Here is an 18,408-nt window from a genome sequence, read left to right on the forward strand (position 1 = left end):
ATGAAACGAATAACACTAGCTTTTTCGACGGTTGCACTATTTATTATCGCCTCTTGTGGCAATAAAAATGAGCAACAGCAAATGCCGCCTTCTGGACCTCCAACTGTACCTGTTATCGCAGTAGAGAAAACCGATGCACTAACATACCAAACCTATGCCGCCAATTTGGAAGGACAACAAAACGTTGAAATCAGACCAAAAGTTAATGGCTTTATTCAAAAGATTTATGTTGATGAGGGTCAAATGGTAAAGAAAGGACAACTACTTTTTAAGCTTGAAACCGCTGTTCTTAACCAAGAAGCAAATGCTGGTAGAGCAGTTGTAAATGCGGCTCAAGTAGAAGTAAATCGCCTTAAACCGTTGGTAGAACGTAAGATTATTAGTGAAGTAGTTCTTGAAACCGCTAAAGCAAAATTAGCTCAGGCCAAAAGCACTTTTAGTAGTACGCAAGCAAGTATAGGCTATGGTACCATTACAAGTCCAGTTGACGGAGTGGTAGGAAGTATTCCGTTTAAAGAAGGAAGTCTTGCTAGCGCAACTTCAGAGATGCCTTTGACTACAGTTTCTGACACACGAAATATGAGAGCGTATTTCTCTCTAAACGAAAAACAACTTTTGCAGTTCAACAAAAATTTTGCAGGAGCAAATACGGCAGAAAAACTTAAAAATGTAGGTGATATCGAATTGACATTAGTAGATAATTCTATCTACAATCAGAAAGGTACTATCGAGACTATTAACGGTAGTATGAATGCTGCTACGGGAAGTACCGAATTTAGAGCAAAATTTGCGAATCCAGAAGGACTTTTACGTAACGGAAGTAGTGGCGAAGTTCGTATTCCAGTAATGCGAAAAGATATTATGTTAATCCCACAAACGGCCGTATTTGATGTACAAGGAAAACAAATGGTGCTTAAAATTGGTGCTGAAAATAAAGTTGAATCAACGGTAATCAAAATTGACGGATCTGATGGCGAAAACTTTATTGTTATTGAAGGACTTGCAGAAGGTGATCAGATAGTTACTGCTGGAGTTACAAAGCTAAGACCAGGAACGCAAGTAGTTCCCGAAAATAAAAGTACCAAAGAGGCAGCTGCAGCAAAGCCTGTTGATTCTACTAAAACTACAAAATAAGAGTTATGATTAAGATGTTTATTAATAGACCGGTCCTTTCGACGGTTGTATCAATTTTGATTGTAATTCTGGGTATTCTAGGTTACCTAGGATTGCCAGTTGAGCAATATCCCGAAATTGCACCTCCTACGGTTCAGGTTTCTGCCACTTATACGGGTGCAAACGCTGAGACCGTACTCAATAGTGTGGTGATTCCATTGGAGGAAGAAATTAATGGTGTTGAGGGAATGAGCTATATGACTTCGACCGCCGCAAATGATGGTTCTGCAAAAATTTCTGTGTACTTTGACCTAAGTGTGGATCCGGATATCGCTGCTGTAAACGTTCAGAACAGAGTTGCGCGTGCTACAAATAAATTACCACAGGCGGTGATTCAGACTGGAGTTACAACTGTAAAAAGTCAGTCAAGTGCTTTGATGTTCCTTGCATTATATTCTGGAAACGAAGAGTATGACGAGATATTTGTGCAGAATTATGCCAAAATTAATCTTGTTCCAAAACTTCAGCGTGTAAGTGGTGTGGGACAAATTACCGTTTTTGGAGCCAAAGACTATTCGATGAGAATTTGGATTGATCCAGTAAAAATGGCTGCTTACAAAATGGTTCCTGCCGATATTCAAGCGGCGCTAAGAGATCAAAACTTAGAAGCTTCCCCTGGTAAATTTGGTGAAAATGCGGATGGCGTTTATGAATATGCTATTAAATATAAAGGACGACTATCTTCTACAAAAGAATATGAAGATATTGTAATTAAAGCTCAAGGTGATGGAAGTTACCTACGATTGAAGGATGTTGCAACCATTGAATTAGGTGGTTTCAACTACGGAACAACCAATATGGTTCTCGGAAAACCAGGTGTTACAATTGGAGTTTTTCAAACCTCGGGATCGAATGCGAGAGATATCGTTGCTGAGATCGAAAAAATTATGGATGAAGCTAAGCCAACCTTCCCTAAAGGTCTGGATTACAGTATTCCATTTAATACCAAAACATTCCTAGATGCATCAATTGATAAAGTTTTGATGACTTTATTAGAAGCATTTATCTTAGTTTTTATCGTTGTTTATATTTTTCTTCAAGATTTTAAATCAACTTTAATTCCCGCGATTGCAGTGCCCGTATCATTGATTGGTACTATGTTCTTCTTGCAGATGTTTGGATTCTCGATTAATATGCTTACGCTCTTTGCGATGATTCTCGCCATTGGTATTGTGGTCGATGATGCCATCGTCGTCGTCGAGGCAGTTCACGCGAAACTCGAGGGTGGGATGAAAGATGCCAAGAAAGCAACTGAATCTGCGATGAGTGAGATTACTGGAGCTATTATTTCCATTACCCTTGTAATGTCGGCGGTATTTATTCCAGTGTCATTTTTAGGCGGGCCTTCGGGAGTTTTCTATCAGCAATTTGCGATTACTTTAGCGATTGCAATTCTAATTTCGGCAGTAAATGCATTGACCTTATCTCCAGCATTATGTGCTATTTTATTAAAACCACATAAAGATAATCACGAGCACAAAAATAAAAACTTTAAAGACAGATTTTTCATCGCCTTTAATACAGGATTTGATAAATTAAACAGAAAATACGTTCGATCTTTAGGATTGTTAATTCAGAAAAAGTGGATTACACTTGTTGCTTTACTTGTATTTACAGGAGTAACGATCTTACTTTTCCAATCAACTCCCTCTGGATTTATTCCCAACGAAGACCGTGGAATCATTATGTCAGATTTAACGATGCCTCCAGGAACTACGATGGCACAAACTAAGAAAGTAATTAATGAATTGGATTCTATTTTAGCTGGAATGCCAATTATAGAGTCACGAATCAATATTGTTGGTTTTAGTTTATTGAATGGTGTTAATGGATCTTCTTATGCGTTTTCTGTTATTAAATTAAAAGATTGGAAAGATAGAAAAACTGCCGAAGATGAAGTTGGGGCTGTGGTAGGTCAATTATTTGCAAAAACCGCGCACTTTAAAGACGCCAAAATGTTATTTTTTACGCCACCTTCAGTTTCTGGATTTGGTAGTGCTGATGGTTTCGATTTGAAGTTAATGGACAAGGGTGATGATAGCTGGCAACAAGTAAGTGAGGTTTCTCAAGCGTTCCTTGCCGAACTAAATCAACGACCGGAGATTCAATATGCAATGACAAATTTCAACGCATCTTTCCCTCAATATCAATTGGATATTAATGTGGAAAAAGCGAAGAATGCTGGAATTTCTGTAAGTGATATTTTTAATACACTTCAAGGATATTACGGAGGATTGTACACCACAGATTTTAACCGTTTTGGTAAGCAATATAGAGTAATGATTCAGGCAACACCTGAAAACCGTGCGACTCCAGAATCTATTAATATGATTTCTATTCGAAATTCTAAGAATGAGATGGTTGCAATTAGTCAGTTTGTGAATGTTACTCGTGCTTTTGGACCAGAATCGGTGAGCAGATTTAACCTTTTAAAATCGGTTACGATTAATGGTAAAGCAAACGCAGGATATAGTTCTGGAGATGCTATTAAAGCAATTCAAGAAGTAGCCGAGAAACACTTGCCTAACAATTATGAATACGAGTTTTCTGGAATGTCACGAGAAGAAATTCTTGCAGGTAATCAAGCGATTCTGGTATTTATGTTGAGTTTAATTTTCGTTTACTTCTTGCTAAGTGCTCAATACGAAAGTTACTTGGTTCCTTTCTCAGTTTTACTTTCACTTCCTGTAGGAATTGCGGGTGCAATTGGATTTGTCAACTTAGCTGGATTGGAAAACAATATTTACTTCCAAGTAGCTCTTATTATGTTGATTGGTCTACTCGCCAAGAATGCGATTTTGATTGTAGAATTTGCCTTGCAAAGAAGAATGCACGGAATGTCATTATTCAAATCGGCAGTTGATGGAGCGCACGCTAGATTACGTCCAATTTTGATGACTTCTTTTGCCTTTATCTTAGGACTAGTTCCACTTGCATTTGCAGGAGGAGTTGGAGCTGTAGGAAATAACTCTATTGGGATGGGAGCTGTTGGAGGAATGTTAATCGGAACATTATTCGGAGTCTTTGTAATTCCAGTATTGTTTGTAGTATTCCAAGGATTGCAAGAAAAAATTAGCGGTGTAAAAACTGAAAAGCCAACTGAAACGGAAGTTGAGTAATCAATTTCCTAAAAAAACTTTCAAATGAAATTAAACGGAATATATAAAGGAGTAGTTGTACTAGGGGTCGCGCTCACTATGCAATCTTGTTTTGTTGCCAAGGATTTTACAAAACCTACGGTAGATACAGCAAATTTGTACAGACAAGATACACTTAGCACAGACAGTACTTCGATAGGAAATATATCTTGGAAAGATCTTTTCCAAGATCCAATTCTGCAAGGAACAATCGAAAAAGGACTAAAGAACAATATCGATATCAATCTTGCAATTCAGAATATTGTTGCTAGTAAAGCATATTTGGCGCAAGCCAAAGAAGGAAATCTTCCTGTAATAAATGTGGGAGCAGATTATTCAAGACAAGATCCATCTAAGAATTCAGCTCTAGGAGCTTTCTCAAATGGCGCTTCTGACCAATTTCAATTGGCAGGAAACTTGTCTTGGGAAGCAGATATTTGGGGAAAGATTCGTTCGAATACAAGAGCGAATAATGCAAGTTATTTGCAGTCAATCGCGGCAAAACAATTTGTAGAAACTCAGATTATTGCCTCGATAGCTAGTAATTATTATCAATTAATTGCTTTGGATCAGCAGTTGGAAATTACTACTTCTACAATTACAAATCGTGAAGATAGTTTCAAAACTATTCAAGCTTTAAAGGATGCTGGAAATGTGAATGAAGTTGCGGTACAGCAAACAGAAGCACAATTGTATGCAGCTCAATTGATAGCCGAGGATTTAAAAAGTCAAATTATAATTTTAGAAAACGCTACAAGTATTCTAATTGGTCAGAAAGTCCAGGCGATTGATCGTTCAAAATCTTTCGAAACTCTAAATATCCCATCGCTTACTCTTGGTGTTCCAGCAGTAGCCCTGAGAAATAGACCAGATATCGTGGCGGCAGAATATGCTTTGATGTCAAATTTCGAACTAACAAACGTGGCAAGAAGTAGTTTCTATCCTTCAATTACACTTGGAGCAAGTGCAGGTTTTCAAAGTGTGGAGATCAAAGATTGGTTTAGTGCAAACTCAATATTTTCAAATCTAATGGCAGGAATTGCCCAGCCAATTTTGAATAAAAGAGCCAATAGAACAAGACTTGAAGTAGCGAGAGCAAATCAAGAATCTTCTTTGCTCAATTTTCAATACAAAGTTTTGGATGCAGGAAGAGAAGTTTCGGATGCATTGCAAAATTACAAAAACGAATCTACTAAGATAACTATTAGAGACAAACAGGTTTTAGCATTGAAAAATGCCGCTGATTTCTCTGACGAATTGCTAAACTACGGAATGGCAACGTATCTAGAAGTGCTTACCGCAAAAGAGCAATCGCTTAATAGTGAATTAGCGTTGATTTTAAATAAATATCAGCAGCAACTAGCACTTATACAATTGTATAAATCGTTAGGTGGCGGAACAAAATAGGTTCGATTTTAATTCGAAAAATGCCATCAGGAAATTAGTTTCTTGATGGCATTTTTATTTATTTCCAAGTGTTAAATGGATTGTTGCTAATATATCCATTATAGTATTTTTCAACTCCAGTAACTTCTTCTCCGAGCCAAAGCGGCTTTTTAAAAAATTCATCTTCGGCAGCTAATTCTACTTCTGCAATTACAAGACCTGCATTTTCTCTTTCAAAAACATCCACTTCGTAGGTGTGTTTTCCGTAGGGAATGCAATATCTCACTTTCTGAATAATTCCAGGTTCACAGATAAAGAGTAATTTTTCAGCTTCGATCAGAGAAATTTCTTTCTCCCATTCAAATCGAGTGATGCCACTTTCGTTTCCCATTCCCTTGACCGTAATATAGCCCACTTGATCACTTATTCGTACTCTTACAGTGCGTTCGGGATCAGAATTTAAATAACCTTGTGCAATTACTTTTTTGGTTCCGTGTTCAAGTTTAAAGTCATTTGAAGTAACTAGAAACTTACGTTCAATTTCTTGCATTATTTTGTAGGTTTTACAATTACAGAAGGGATGCAATTGTGGTTTAATACCAAAGATATTATAAATTTGCGTAATGGAAGAGATGAATGTCGAGCGAAAAATAATTCACGTAGATATGGATGCATTTTATGCGTCGGTAGAGCAGATGGACAATCCCGAATTGCGAGGCAAGGCATTGGCAGTTGGCGGAAATGAAAATCGTGGAGTTGTGGCTGCCGCAAGTTACGAAGCTCGAAAGTTTGGCGTTCGTAGTGCGCTTAGCTCAGTTCTAGCCAAGAAATACTGTCCAGATTTAATTTTTGTAAAGCCGCGATTTGAACGTTACAAAGAAATTTCTCAACAGATACGCGCCATTTTTTACGACTACACAGATTTGGTAGAGCCATTGTCGCTTGACGAAGCCTATCTTGATGTCACTTACAATAAGAAGAATAATCCTAGTGCGTCGCTTATCGCTAAAGAAATTCGGGATAGAATTTTGAATGAAGTCGGACTTCCAGCTTCGGCGGGAATTTCTTGCAATAAATTTATCGCCAAAATTGCTTCGGATTTTAATAAACCAAATGGTCAGAAAACTGTTCCGCCCGAGGAAGTAGAAAGTTTTGTAGAAGTGCTGCCAATTCGGAAATTCCACGGCGTAGGAAAAGTCACCACCGAAAAGATGTTTAGCTTGGGAATCTTTACTGGACTGGATTTAAAAAATAAATCAATTGAATTTTTGGAGAAGAATTTCGGAAACTCCGCCCAATATTACCACGACGTAGCAAGGGGAATTCACCACAGTACGGTCAAATCTTCCCGCATTGCCAAGAGTGTGGCCGCCGAGCATACTTTCGATGAGAACTTATCGTCAGAAGTTTTTATGGCCGATAAATTGGCCGAAATTGCCCTTCAGGTGGAGAAGCGAATCCAAAAACACAATGTCGCCGGAAAGACGGTGACGCTCAAGATTAAATATTCAGATTTCACTACCCAAACCAGAAGCAAGACCTTGCCCTTTTATATTTCGGATGCTGCGATGCTACTTGAGACCGCCAAGAATCTGTTGTATCAGGACGTTTTAAAGGATTCAGTGCGACTATTGGGGATTTCACTCACAAACCTTAACACCAACGAAAAAAAGGCGGTGGCGGTTCAGTTGAAGTTTGAGTTTTAAACAAGTCCTAAAATAGTTGTAATTTCCAAATGACGTTTTCTTTTTGGGCGGCTTGCGGCTGTTTCATTCTTCACAGCCACAACCGGGTCTTCTGCTGTATCTTTGCTGCTAGCACGATTTATTTTCAAAAGAATATCTGGTTATTATGTGCTTACAAGAATTGAAATCAGCAGCAAAGGATGTGCTTCGCCAGTTCGCTTCGCTCGGGTCGCTGCAACCCCTGCCGCAAAACCTCCGAGATTCACATAAATTTTTAAATTTTTGGTAATCTTCGTTTTATTGGTTTTTTGTAAGTAAACAATGCCACTTTGTTTGAGAATACCTTTTTGTAATAAGGTTCAAAATTTAAATTTTTTGCGGAATCCAAGCTGCCCTAAGGCACATTTTCCTCAGTTACCATTTTCCGCATTTGATATTCTAATTGTAACTCATAATTTTTACCATACTCCTAGTTTAGCCCCCGATAAGTTCGGAGTGTTATTTTAAATTTCAAACTTATATATTTGAGATATGAAATACAAGAAATGGACTTTAGATCAGAAGCTAGAAATATTAGCTAGTTCAGAAGAAATAGGTATTGTGGAGGCTTGCCGCAAATATGGCGTTAGTACAGGTACTTTATATAATTGGAAGAAAAAGCATGAGCATAAAGGAGAGGCTGGCTTAAAAGTGACATACGATACTAAAACGAAGGAGCATAAAGAAGTGGTTGAGGAAAATCGTATTCTGCGTAAGCTCTTAAGCGATCGGGAAATTGAGTTGGAAGTACAAAGAGAGCTTTTAAAAAAAAAGTTTGGGACATCCGATCCAAGAAAGATTTAGTAGACATTATCTATGCGAAGTATAAATGTAGTAAAGCTAAAATCATAAAGATGGTAGGCATAGTTGCCAGTAGCTATTATAGGAAGCCTAGCCTTGGTCGAAAAGGAAATACTGCCACAACAACCACTTTTCATCAAACTAAAGGTTTTGTAAGCCAGTGCGTGGTTGTAAAGTCTATTAAAAAGATATTAAAACACGAATTTATAGACTGTGGTTATCGACTGATGACTAGCTACTTAAAAAGAGATGGCTACAAGATAAATCATAAAAAACTATACCGAATTATGAAAGAGGAAGGTCTATTAAAACTCGAGAATAGAATTAGTAGAAGTGGTTCTGGTCGTAAATTCGTGAAGTTTAGAAAGGTTTATACCTCGAGACCTTTGCAATGTCTAGAGATGGATATTAAAATGGTGTGGGTGCCAAATGTTGGTAAAAATGCTTATTTACTATCTATAATTGATGTTCATACTAGAAGAATTTTAATAGATTATTTTTCTTTCACTATAAAACAAAATCATGTTATAGAATTGCTTTCACAACTCTTTGAAGACTATCAATATCCTGAAAGTGTCGTTATTAGAAGCGATAATGGAAGTCAGTTTATAGCTAAAAGTGTGCGCGAGTATTTAGGTTTGATAGGTGTCCAGCAGGAATTCACCCACGTTGCAACACCAGAAGAAAACGCTCATATAGAAGCTTATCATGGTATTCTAAAGAAAGAAGTATTCGCCAGGTTCGACTATCGCACGTTTGGAGAAATCGAGCAAATATTAAAACGATTTGTACCATTTTACAACAATCAAAGGCTTCACGGACTTTTAGGAAGAATAACTCCTATGGAGAAATGGAGCGCTGATAAACATCTAATTTTAATGAAAAAATTAACCGCATAATTAATAATCGAAATTTAGAATAATACTCTTGTTTTATAGGGGTCAAAACAACTCCAACTCGTAATTATAATTCCAAATTCCCGATCTATATTTCAATTGAAAAGGTACTTCAAAATATTTTGAACTTTTAGCTTCTATAAATATCGCATTTTCTAGAGCGATATATTTTTTGTAAAAGGCATCTGACTTTTGCGTTTCTTTTTGTCCAAATTCGTTATTAGAGACACCTTCAATTTTTTTCATCGCTATGTTTATACCTCTCATTTGTACCGTATCACGGCCATTCAAAATAATCGGTTTTAAAATAATACTATTGTTAAAAGCTGGAGTGAAGTCGGGGTAGTCATAGAATCGATTTGTGTCCATACTAAAAAAATAGTTCTCGTGCGAATTATTAATCAAAAGCACCTTCAAGGTAGAATCTCTATTACTATGAAAAGGTTCGATTAGAAAAAATACATCATCAGGATTTTGTGTTTTCTTATTACAAGAAAGCATCAGTAATAATAGTGAGATTAATAAAGGTGTATTCTTTAAATTCATAGACATTCAATTTCATATAAATATAAGATGTAATCTTTAAATAATGATCTCTTTTTGGGCGGCTAGTGGCTGTTTCATTCATCAAAGCGACAATCGGGTCTTCCGCTATATCATTGATGCTTCAAGATTTGTGTAAAGATTCAAGTAGCAGCCAATGATGTGGTACGCCAGTTCACTTCGCTCAGGTCGCTGCAAACCCTGCTACAAAATTTTCAAGATGCACGGAATTCTTGAAATGACTAATTATTATCTTAAAATAACTATAGATTTTATTTAAAATCATCATTATTATTATTATTATTAAATTTGTTACTCAATAAAATCGAACATTATGAAAGCCTTACTTTACATTCCATTAATTTGCCTTATTCTTTTCAGTTGCTCTAAAGATGAAAATGATTTAAAATCCTCCACAACAGTTGTTGGAAAGTGGAAACAAATAGAGACTTATCAAAGTGATGGCGGTTCGGGTCCAACTTGGTCGCCTATTTCCAACGGCTACACATTAGAGTTTTTAGATAACGGAACATTTACCGCAACAAAGTTTGCCGATTGCCAAGCTGGTACTTACAGCGTGTCTACCTCAAATCAAATAGTAATGGTTTATAGCTGCGAAAATTTTACTACCAACGATTTGCAACAAATAGAATCTCTATCAGGATCACAAATAATCTTAAAACCAATAGATGCACAATGTGATGAAGGCTGCGCAGAAAAATTTCAGCGAATTCAGTAAATGAAACCTTATTATACTGAATTATGATATAAAAAACGGATAATTTCTCTTTTAAGAAATTGTCCGTTTTTCATTTATAAGCGCAATGTTGATTTAAAAAGTAGTGCCACAACTCGGATGGGTGCGGCATCTTTTTGCGAGACTGCCTTCTTTATTGCCGCTACTTTCAAAACCCTTAAACTACTTCTTCACAAATTTCTGTTTTAGCACCTTGTTATCTTTATCTGTAAGCACCAAAATATAAATTCCATTGGCCAAAGCTGAAGCATCCAATTGCGCTTGTTGCAAACCGTATTGAATCGATAATTTTATTTCTGGAGTTTTATTAAAAAGTTGCTGTAGTATATTGATATCCTACAAGGTTTTTTTTCAAACCTTGTAGGATATCGTTAACGCAAGAAATTCATAAAAGTCTTCCAATACTGAGATTTCAATAAGTTAAAACTAACTAATAGATCGTAGCAATTATACCTACAAGGTTTTGAAAACCTTGCAGGAAAGTCGACGATAAATAATGCTTTGTTTCGAAGAGGACAGAGAGATGGAGAGTTTAACATTATTTTTGTGTTGTTGGCAATTGCTTGCAATTTCCTTGAAGTGCTTCAACCGAAGACAAATCAAAACAATACGATATCTATTTTTTGAGCGGTCTGTATGTATTCGGCGAAAGCCAGAATCTATAAAAAGGAAATTCTACTTAGCAAAGTTTTTACCACGTTCTACAATTTGAGACAATATCTGCAAGGATTTTTAAAACTGGAATATTTTATGCGATAATAGGCTAAACTACTTTAAAGGTAAACTTGAATATATATTTGGAAAGTTCTTTAGACGAACTGACGTTGGGCATCATAAAAAATTACACTATAAAGTTCTACAAAATATGAAACTATTTTATTATGTTTGTATTAAATAATCTGAACTTTGAATTTATTAAACAAAAGAAAACTTTTAAAACTTGAAAAAAAGAATCAAGGGAATAAGCAGTTGTCTGAAGCAATAAAAAAATTAATTGAAGATATTGAGAATGCCGAATGGAAAAATCCTCTTGAAATAAAAGAGGCGAGACCTGATGCTGACAATGTTCATCCAGACGGCTTTTATTTTTTTAATATTAATATTCACAGAACAATGATTTTAATCGTATTTGAGGACTCAGATGCCTCAATAGTTTGGACCGGAAATCATCAAGAATATGATCAAACTTTTAAAGGCAATAAAAACACAATAGAAAAATGGTTGAGAAACCAAAATCTAATTTAATTATGGAAAAATTTTCAATTCAAAATATAGAAAAAATCAGCTCTTTAGAAAGTGAATTAGAAGTTGAAAAAGCAAGCGATTTATTTTTAAAATTAAGAGTTTTAGCTAAAGAAAATGAATCTTATAAGGTTTTGAGAAAACACTTGTCAAAGTTAATTAAAGACTATGAAGATAAGCATTGGTCAAATACTGAGGTTATTAGCAACGAACAAATTGAGAAAAGTGATTTAGCCGAAAAAATTGTTCAAGCCGAAAATGAGTTCTACTCAAAAAGAAAACAAATCATTCGCGAAAAACTTAAAGACAGCGGATTAAATCAAAGTGATTTGGCGAAAATTTTGGGACACAGAAAAGGCTATATTTCTGAATTAATTAATGGAATTAGACCATTTTCAAAAGATGATTTGGTCATAATAAATCGTCTTTTCAAAATCGAGCTTGAACTATTAATTCCAACTTTTATAAAAGAAGAACAGGTTATACATATTAGAAAAACTTTAAAATCAATTCCAAAAAATAAAATAATACTTTCTAAACACATTCTGAATTAAATTTGAGGAAGTTACATTGCCCAATATCGTTTTTAAGCTATGGCTTGGTCTGTATTTATTTGGAAAATTTATGGATTTTCTAAAACCAGTTTATATTTTGAAAGTTTAGTGCTAAAGCATGCCACAGCTCATATACATACACGTTGTGCCTTCAACTTCCGTACATCCTTCAACAGAAGACAAATCAAAACTTTACACTATCCATTTTTCGCGCACTTTATATGTAATCGACGAAAGCCAGAATTTATTCTAATTAAGTTTAGTATAAAGAGGAATTCATATTTAGCAAGAAATAAAATTGAGTCACAGATGCGATTGCGTCTCCCGATAGCTATCGGGATCGCAATGACGCCGCGTCTGGTGTTGGTGAACACAACGACAATTCATAAAATTTATCGTCACTTTAGACCTCCCCTTCCTTCGGAGGGGGTTGGGGGGGAGGATGATGATAAGTTTGTGTGTAAGGTTTGCGAGTAAACTCTGAGTATTATTGAAATTTGCCAGTAAAATTTTTAACCAACTATTATACTTGCATTGCTACGCTCAAGAGCTATAATGCTGTCAACTCAATTCGGGACGCACCGCGCCCCGAGTTCAAAAAGCTAGATAAAATTACTGTAATGTTATTTGGCAGATCATCTAAAGATGTTCACAGAAAATCGCATAAAAAAAATGGACAATTCCTTTTTTAAGAAATTGTCCATTTTATATTTTTAACTAAAGTGTTGATTTAAAAACTAATGCCCTAGCCCGGATGGGAACGGCATCCTTTTGCGAGACTGCTTTTTGCGGGCTCGCAAAAGATACAGTGGACAGCCGGATTAGCTCCAAAAAATTCTTATTTCAATAGAGAATTAATCTCTTGATGATAATTTTGAAAGTAATCTCAAGAATTCGACGTACAACCAAACTAGGGTTACCATTAGGCCGATTGCGCCAAACCATTCCATATATTTTGGTTGTTTAGCCTCAGCACCTTTCTCGATCATATCAAAATCTAAAAATAGATTTAGCGCTGCAATGATGATTACAAAAACGCTAATTCCAATACTCATCAGAGAATTCCCGTGGTGAATAGGAGTGAAGCTTGTAAACATTGAAAGTACCCAGCCAATTACGTAAAACGTGACGATAGCAAGGGTTGCGGCAATAACGATTGATCTAAATTGCTGTGTGACTTTTACAACTTTGAACTTATATAGTCCGAAACAAACCATAAAGGTTACGAAAGTTGCTCCAACTGCATTGATTACGATTCCCGGATATTGCGCTTCGAAAATTGCTGAAATAGCACCTAGAAAAAGTCCTTGTGCTATTGCATAAGCAGGTCCTAAATATGCGGATAATTGTGGTTTGAAAGCTGCGATAAGCACTGCTACTAATCCGGCAACTGCTCCACCAATTGCAATTGGCATTACATTGTCGCCATTAAAAGCCATACTCCAAGTAATCGCCGCTGCTGCAACAATCAGAGCAAGCAATAAAAAACTTTTATTCATTGTACCGCTCACCGTCATCTCGTCGTCGCGAATAATAACTCCTTCGTGAGTGACTACTTGAGCAGAGTTTCTGCTATTGCTAAACTCCTTATTTTTAAGAAATGGATTGCTAGATTCGAATTTCATTTGGGTGTTTTTTTATTTGTAAATATATAAAAAAGTAGGTCGGTTTTACAACTGAAAAATTAGTCTAATATTTCAGAAATACGCAAAGTATTTACCATTCCCTTTTCGACAATTGGCATTGCCGCCAAGTTGATAAGCATATCGCCTTTTTGGACATATCCTTTGTCTTTTGCAATCTGATTGACATCAATAACTGTATCATCCGTACTAACAAATTTGTCATAAAACAAGGTGCGAACTCCCCAAAGAAGACTTAATTGTGTCAAGATTCTCTTATTGGAAGTAAATACCAAAATATCTGCTTGTGGTCTCCAAGCCGAAATTTGGAATGCTGTATACCCACTATTTGTCAACGTGCAAATTGCTTTGGCTTTGATGGTATTTGCCATCATTGCCGCGTGGTGGCAAATTGACTTAGTGATAAAACGTTTGGTACGAATTTGTGGAGTATTTGATGGCACAATAATTAGCGGAGAATCCTCGACGGCTTCGATGATCTGGGTCATTTTCTGAATTACTTGTACTGGATAATTTCCGACCGAAGTTTCGCCCGAAAGCATTACCGCATCGGCACCATCCATCACAGAGTTAGCAACGTCATTCACTTCTGCTCTTGTAGGCGTAAGTGTGGTGATCATTGTCTCCATCATTTGAGTGGCAATAATTACCGGAATTCTCGCAGTTTTGGCTCTATGAACCAGTTTTTTCTGAATTAATGGTACTTCGTGAGCAGGAACTTCCACACCTAGATCTCCACGAGCAACCATTAAACCATCACAGTAAGCAACTATTTTGTCGATATTTTCGACACCTTCTGGCTTTTCTATTTTGGCTATAATTGGAATTTTATGATCTGAATGTTCAGCAATTAAATCTTGTAATACCATCAAATCTTCTGCTGTTCGTACAAATGAAAGCGCGATCCAGTCAACTTTTAATTCTATTGCAAATAGCGCATCTCTGACATCTTTTGGAGTTAAAGCAGGAAGAGAAACTTTAGTATTAGGAAGATTAACCCCTTTTTTAGATTTTAAAGGCCCCCCTTGGATTACGATTGCTTCTACTTCGGTAGTTCTATTTGTAGAGAGAACTTCAAAAATCAGCTTACCATCATCAAGAAGAATTCTCTCTCCAGGATTTACATCATTTGGAAATTCTTTATAGTTCATATAAACTTTATGACGAGTTCCAGGGATATCTTCGGCGGTGGTGAAGGTGATTTTATCGCCCGCAACAACCACACAGTCTTCCTTCATTATACCAACTCGCAGCTTCGGACCTTGTAAATCAGCAAGAATAGCGGTGGTGTAGCCATATTGTTCGTTTAGATCTCTTATTATTTTTACTTTTTCTAAAACATCGTCATAGTCCGCGTGCGAAAAATTAACTCGGAATACATTTACACCGGCGTCAATCATATCTTTAATAACCTCGATGCTACTGCAAGCGGGTCCTAGAGTTGCGACTATTTTTGTTTTTTTATTTGTTGACATTATTTAAAAAATTAAATTATTTTTAGATTTAATCTGATGTTCGTGTATCTGATAAATCGTTTCAATTCGTAGTATATTATTTAGACTGCTAATGATAGAATCTACGGATTCTTCAAAATTTTGGACTCTCAAGAAATAGTCTACTTTCTTATATTCACTTAGTAAATAAGTGGTTGTAGAAACTTCAAATAGGTCGGAAGTTATACTTAGACTATCATCAATTATGCCTAAGTCAGTGGAAGATTTATTCCGAAACAAGTCCCAAACTATATCATACTCTAAATTTTCATAGAAAAATCGCGAAAAACACAAAGAACCATTTCTAGAAGGGAGTTCAATGTCTTCTTTTTTACTTAGAAGAATTGGCAACTGTTGATTGATTAAATAAGCAAGATGGTAGTCTTCAAGTGAAGTATGAATTGCGATTAAGCTAAAGGGTATGTCGGTAGAAAAGTCTAAACTTAATTTATGAACAACCATTTGATCCAAAATTAGAGGCAAAGGTAAGGAATTTGTGAGTTAAAACGATCGAAGTGTGTGGGACTTAACTTAAACTTAATTTTATTTAGGTCCTGATGAGGTCTTCTAACTTAAGTCTTTTTCGTCATTTTTTCTTGCAAGGCGAAGTAAGCTCTCTGAGAAGCTTTTTCCTCTGCCTTCTTCTTTGACGATGCTCTCGCTTTTGCGACCACCTTATTATCGATGCTTAATTTAACGCCATAAAGTCGCTCGCCATTTATGCCGTTGTCTTCAAATACATCATAGAAAAAAGTTTTCTTTTCTTTCTGACACCATTCGATGACCAAGCTTTTATAAGAAGTTATCTTTCCTTCGAGTTTGCTAATATCTACATAGGGCTTGATCACGCGGCTTTGAATAAATTTTTCGCAATAGCTGTACCCTAGGTCAAGGTATATGGCACCTACGACTGCTTCGAAAATATTTCCGTGAATATTATCACCAAATTGGTTAAGAGCTACTTTGCTTTGTACAAAGTCTTTAAGTTTCAGATCTTTACCAAGGGTATTAAGATGTTCACGACTAACAATTTTGGATCGCATTTTCGTCAGATAACCTTCGTCTCCACTGGGAGCTTTTTCGTATAAATGTGCCGCAATTATGGCGCTCAACATTGCGTCACCTAAAAACTCCAAACGTTCGTAATTTACAGCATTTCCATTTGCATCGGTTCCGCTGGCAGACCTATGTGTAAAAGCTGCTTTGTAAAACGCCAAATTCTTTGGTTCAAAGCCAATTATTTTGGTAATAGCAGTAAAAAAAATCCCGTCTTCTTGAGAACGGGATTTTTTAAATATGTTTTTAAGTATTCTCATTCAAAAATTAGTCGATCAGTTTCTTAAATAAAACACATGCGTTATGACCACCAAACCCGAAGGTATTACTCATAGCAACATTCACTTCACGGTGTTGTGCTTTGTTTAGAGTCAAATTTAAAGAAGGATCAATATTTGGATCAACTACCTCATGATTAATTGTTGGCGGCACAATTGAATGCTTCATTGCGAGAATAGAAGCGATTGCCTCTATAGCTCCCGCTGCACCTAGTAGGTGGCCGGTCATTGATTTCGTCGAATTGATATTAATTTTCTTTGCATGATCACCAAATACAGCCGTGATAGCTTTTAATTCAGCAACATCGCCAAGTGGCGTTGATGTTCCGTGAGTATTGATATGATCTACCTGCTCGGGACTCATTCCTGCATCCTTCAGAGTATTTTTCATTACCGCAATTACACCAATTCCTTCCGGATGTGGTGCAGTAAGATGGTATGCGTCAGATGACATTCCGCCTCCGCCCATTTCGCAATAAATTTTTGCGCCGCGGGCTTTTGCATGTTCATATTCTTCAAGAACTAATGCACCAGCTCCTTCTCCAAGAACAAATCCATCTCTGGTTGCATCAAAAGGACGCGAAGCAGTTTGTGGAGAATCGTTACGCGTAGAAAGTGCATGCATAGAATTAAAACCACCCATTCCAGAAATAGTTACCGCTGCTTCAGAACCACCTGAAATAATTACATCGCACATCCCTAATCTAATGTAATTGTAAGCGTCTATTAAAGCATTTGCAGAAGAAGCACATGCTGACACTGTAGTATAGTTTGGTCCCATATACCCATTGCGCATTGAGATATGTGCCGGAGCAATATCTGCAATCATCTTGGGAATAAAGAAAGGGTTAAATTTGGGAGTACCATCACCTTTTGCGTAGTACATCACCTCATCTTGAAAAGTCTGAAGACCTCCAATACCAGCTCCCCAAATAACTCCAACCCGGTACTTGTCAATATTTTCACTCGTAATTCCAGCATCCTTAATCGCCTCGTCGCTAGCTGCTACTGCGTATTGTGCAAACTTATCGAGTCTACGGGATTCTTTGCGATCCATATAGTCTTCGATGTTGAAGTTTTTTACCTCACAAGCAAATTTTGTCTTATGCTTTTCGGTGTCGTAATATGTAATTGGAGCTGCTCCACTTTCTCCATTGATCAATGCATTCCAATATTCTTGAACTGAATTTCCAATCGGAGTTAGAGCACCTAAACCCGTTACAACAACTCGCTTTAATTCCATAAGTACCTTGTTTATTTCTGTTTTAAAGTAATAAAACCCATACAGTCTTTATGCATAAATCGACAAAAAGAATGATGGGAGTCACTTTATATATATATTGTTGCCCTAAAATTAGAGTCAATAATGTTTTTCAAAAAACAATAAAACACCTGCAGCACTAATGTTGCAGGTGTATTTATTATTATTTTTTAGCTTCTTCTATGTAAGAAATCGCTTGACCTACAGTAGCAATGTTTTCAGCTTGGTCATCTGGAATTTGGATATCAAATTCTTTTTCAAATTCCATGATAAGTTCAACTGTGTCCAAAGAGTCAGCTCCCAAATCATTTGTGAAGCTTGCTTCTGTTACAACTTCGTTTTCGTCAACGCCTAATTTATCTACGATAATCGCTTTAACTCTTGATGCAATGTCTGACATAATCTTTAATTTTAAAATTTAATTTGTTGGCAAAAATAAAAAACTTTATTTGATTAACTACCTT

General features: G+C 36.3%; 18 protein-coding genes. 9 read left to right on the forward strand and 9 right to left on the reverse strand.

The genetic code is table 11. The features are described from left to right. From SBO79_RS03935 to SBO79_RS03945, 3 genes are read left to right on the forward strand one after another with little or no spacing between them, the layout of a single operon-like run. Entirely contained in the window at positions 1 to 1,134 is a 1,134-nt protein-coding gene (locus SBO79_RS03935; protein ID WP_318641955.1) for an efflux RND transporter periplasmic adaptor subunit, read from the forward strand. 5 nt (positions 1,135 to 1,139) lie between these two features. Next, a complete protein-coding gene (locus SBO79_RS03940) occupies positions 1,140 to 4,292 on the forward strand; it encodes an efflux RND transporter permease subunit (protein WP_318641956.1) in 3,153 nt (1,050 codons plus the stop codon). Between the two features lie 24 nt (positions 4,293 to 4,316). Further along, positions 4,317 to 5,717 carry a TolC family protein gene (locus SBO79_RS03945; RefSeq protein ID WP_318641958.1) on the forward strand — a complete coding sequence of 467 codons (1,401 nt, stop codon included), beginning with the start codon at positions 4,317 to 4,319 and terminating at the stop codon, positions 5,715 to 5,717. A gap of 58 nt (positions 5,718 to 5,775) precedes the next feature. Here SBO79_RS03945 and SBO79_RS03950 read toward each other — a convergent pair whose 3' ends face one another. After that, the gene (locus tag SBO79_RS03950; protein WP_318641960.1) at positions 5,776 to 6,246 is read right to left on the reverse strand and encodes a CYTH domain-containing protein; all 471 of its coding nucleotides are present in this window, start codon (positions 6,244 to 6,246) and stop codon (positions 5,776 to 5,778) included. Positions 6,247 to 6,319: 73 nt separating this feature from the next. Here SBO79_RS03950 and dinB point away from each other — a divergent pair, with 73 nt between their 5' ends. The 3 genes from dinB to SBO79_RS03965 all read left to right on the forward strand — a co-directional run bounded on the left by dinB (position 6,320) and on the right by SBO79_RS03965 (position 9,120). Continuing rightward, complete coding sequence (dinB, locus tag SBO79_RS03955) at positions 6,320 to 7,402, forward strand: DNA polymerase IV (RefSeq protein ID WP_406600246.1); 1,083 nt, start codon at positions 6,320 to 6,322, stop codon at positions 7,400 to 7,402. Positions 7,403 to 7,912: 510 nt separating this feature from the next. Beyond that, positions 7,913 to 8,224 (forward strand): transposase, encoded by a 312-nt coding sequence (locus SBO79_RS03960; protein WP_318640102.1) that lies wholly within the window; start codon positions 7,913 to 7,915, stop codon positions 8,222 to 8,224. 8 nt (positions 8,225 to 8,232) lie between these two features. Continuing rightward, complete coding sequence (locus tag SBO79_RS03965) at positions 8,233 to 9,120, forward strand: IS3 family transposase (RefSeq protein WP_318643393.1); 888 nt, start codon at positions 8,233 to 8,235, stop codon at positions 9,118 to 9,120. Between the two features lie 42 nt (positions 9,121 to 9,162). Here the strand turns inward: SBO79_RS03965 and SBO79_RS03970 are convergent, their stop codons facing one another. Continuing rightward, complete coding sequence (locus tag SBO79_RS03970) at positions 9,163 to 9,663, reverse strand: hypothetical protein (RefSeq protein WP_318641962.1); 501 nt, start codon at positions 9,661 to 9,663, stop codon at positions 9,163 to 9,165. A 331-nt stretch (positions 9,664 to 9,994) separates the two neighbouring features. Here SBO79_RS03970 and SBO79_RS03975 point away from each other — a divergent pair, with 331 nt between their 5' ends. Next, the gene (locus tag SBO79_RS03975) at positions 9,995 to 10,399 is read left to right on the forward strand and encodes a hypothetical protein (RefSeq protein WP_318641964.1); all 405 of its coding nucleotides are present in this window, start codon (positions 9,995 to 9,997) and stop codon (positions 10,397 to 10,399) included. A 180-nt stretch (positions 10,400 to 10,579) separates the two neighbouring features. On the opposite strand, the gene SBO79_RS13955 is transcribed toward SBO79_RS03975, so the two are convergent. Further along, a complete protein-coding gene (locus tag SBO79_RS13955) occupies positions 10,580 to 10,687 on the reverse strand; it encodes a T9SS type A sorting domain-containing protein (protein WP_406600247.1) in 108 nt (35 codons plus the stop codon). A 636-nt stretch (positions 10,688 to 11,323) separates the two neighbouring features. On the opposite strand from SBO79_RS13955, the gene SBO79_RS03980 reads away from it, so the two are divergent. Both SBO79_RS03980 and SBO79_RS03985 read left to right on the forward strand, forming a co-directional pair. Further along, entirely contained in the window at positions 11,324 to 11,662 is a 339-nt protein-coding gene (locus SBO79_RS03980; RefSeq protein WP_318641966.1) for a type II toxin-antitoxin system HigB family toxin, read from the forward strand. 2 nt (positions 11,663 to 11,664) lie between these two features. Continuing rightward, positions 11,665 to 12,213: a helix-turn-helix domain-containing protein gene (locus tag SBO79_RS03985; protein ID WP_318641968.1), complete on the forward strand. Its 549-nt coding sequence runs from the start codon at positions 11,665 to 11,667 to the stop codon at positions 12,211 to 12,213. 854 nt (positions 12,214 to 13,067) lie between these two features. Here SBO79_RS03985 and SBO79_RS03990 read toward each other — a convergent pair. From SBO79_RS03990 to SBO79_RS04015, 6 genes are all read right to left on the reverse strand, one after another. Beyond that, on the reverse strand, positions 13,068 to 13,838 hold the full coding sequence (locus SBO79_RS03990) for a Bax inhibitor-1/YccA family protein (protein WP_318641970.1): 771 nt from the start codon (positions 13,836 to 13,838) through the stop codon (positions 13,068 to 13,070). A gap of 59 nt (positions 13,839 to 13,897) precedes the next feature. Further along, complete coding sequence (gene pyk, locus SBO79_RS03995; protein ID WP_318641972.1) at positions 13,898 to 15,331, reverse strand: pyruvate kinase; 1,434 nt, start codon at positions 15,329 to 15,331, stop codon at positions 13,898 to 13,900. A gap of 3 nt (positions 15,332 to 15,334) precedes the next feature. Continuing rightward, positions 15,335 to 15,832: an IPExxxVDY family protein gene (locus SBO79_RS04000; RefSeq protein ID WP_318641974.1), complete on the reverse strand. Its 498-nt coding sequence runs from the start codon at positions 15,830 to 15,832 to the stop codon at positions 15,335 to 15,337. An 89-nt stretch (positions 15,833 to 15,921) separates the two neighbouring features. Then, positions 15,922 to 16,665, reverse strand: coding sequence for a ribonuclease III (gene rnc / locus SBO79_RS04005; protein WP_318641976.1), 744 nt, complete (start codon positions 16,663 to 16,665; stop codon positions 15,922 to 15,924). Between the two features lie 7 nt (positions 16,666 to 16,672). After that, complete coding sequence (gene fabF / locus SBO79_RS04010; RefSeq protein WP_318641978.1) at positions 16,673 to 17,926, reverse strand: beta-ketoacyl-ACP synthase II; 1,254 nt, start codon at positions 17,924 to 17,926, stop codon at positions 16,673 to 16,675. 181 nt (positions 17,927 to 18,107) lie between these two features. Continuing rightward, the gene (locus SBO79_RS04015; protein ID WP_007137004.1) at positions 18,108 to 18,344 is read right to left on the reverse strand and encodes an acyl carrier protein; all 237 of its coding nucleotides are present in this window, start codon (positions 18,342 to 18,344) and stop codon (positions 18,108 to 18,110) included. Positions 18,345 to 18,408: the final 64 nt, after the last annotated feature.

It is taken from the genome of Flavobacterium ardleyense, from assembly GCF_033547075.1.
GTDB classification, from domain to species: Bacteria; Bacteroidota; Bacteroidia; order Flavobacteriales; family Flavobacteriaceae; genus Flavobacterium; species Flavobacterium ardleyense_A.

Excerpts from the sequence above, each read along its gene's own strand:
- SBO79_RS03935 (WP_318641955.1), top strand. The coding sequence starts at position 1 with ATGAAACGAATAACACTAGCTTTTTCGACGGTTGCACTATTTATTATC.
- SBO79_RS03940 (WP_318641956.1), top strand. The coding sequence starts at position 1,140 with ATGATTAAGATGTTTATTAATAGACCGGTCCTTTCGACGGTTGTATCA.
- SBO79_RS03945 (WP_318641958.1), top strand. The coding sequence starts at position 4,317 with ATGAAATTAAACGGAATATATAAAGGAGTAGTTGTACTAGGGGTCGCG.
- SBO79_RS03950 (WP_318641960.1), bottom strand. The coding sequence starts at position 6,246 with ATGCAAGAAATTGAACGTAAGTTTCTAGTTACTTCAAATGACTTTAAA.
- dinB (WP_406600246.1), top strand. The coding sequence starts at position 6,320 with ATGGAAGAGATGAATGTCGAGCGAAAAATAATTCACGTAGATATGGAT.
- SBO79_RS03960 (WP_318640102.1), top strand. The coding sequence starts at position 7,913 with ATGAAATACAAGAAATGGACTTTAGATCAGAAGCTAGAAATATTAGCT.
- SBO79_RS03970 (WP_318641962.1), bottom strand. The coding sequence starts at position 9,663 with ATGAATTTAAAGAATACACCTTTATTAATCTCACTATTATTACTGATG.
- SBO79_RS03975 (WP_318641964.1), top strand. The coding sequence starts at position 9,995 with ATGAAAGCCTTACTTTACATTCCATTAATTTGCCTTATTCTTTTCAGT.
- SBO79_RS03985 (WP_318641968.1), top strand. The coding sequence starts at position 11,665 with ATGGAAAAATTTTCAATTCAAAATATAGAAAAAATCAGCTCTTTAGAA.
- SBO79_RS03990 (WP_318641970.1), bottom strand. The coding sequence starts at position 13,838 with ATGAAATTCGAATCTAGCAATCCATTTCTTAAAAATAAGGAGTTTAGC.
- pyk (WP_318641972.1), bottom strand. The coding sequence starts at position 15,331 with ATGTCAACAAATAAAAAAACAAAAATAGTCGCAACTCTAGGACCCGCT.
- rnc (WP_318641976.1), bottom strand. The coding sequence starts at position 16,665 with ATGAGAATACTTAAAAACATATTTAAAAAATCCCGTTCTCAAGAAGAC.
- fabF (WP_318641978.1), bottom strand. The coding sequence starts at position 17,926 with ATGGAATTAAAGCGAGTTGTTGTAACGGGTTTAGGTGCTCTAACTCCG.
- SBO79_RS04015 (WP_007137004.1), bottom strand. The coding sequence starts at position 18,344 with ATGTCAGACATTGCATCAAGAGTTAAAGCGATTATCGTAGATAAATTA.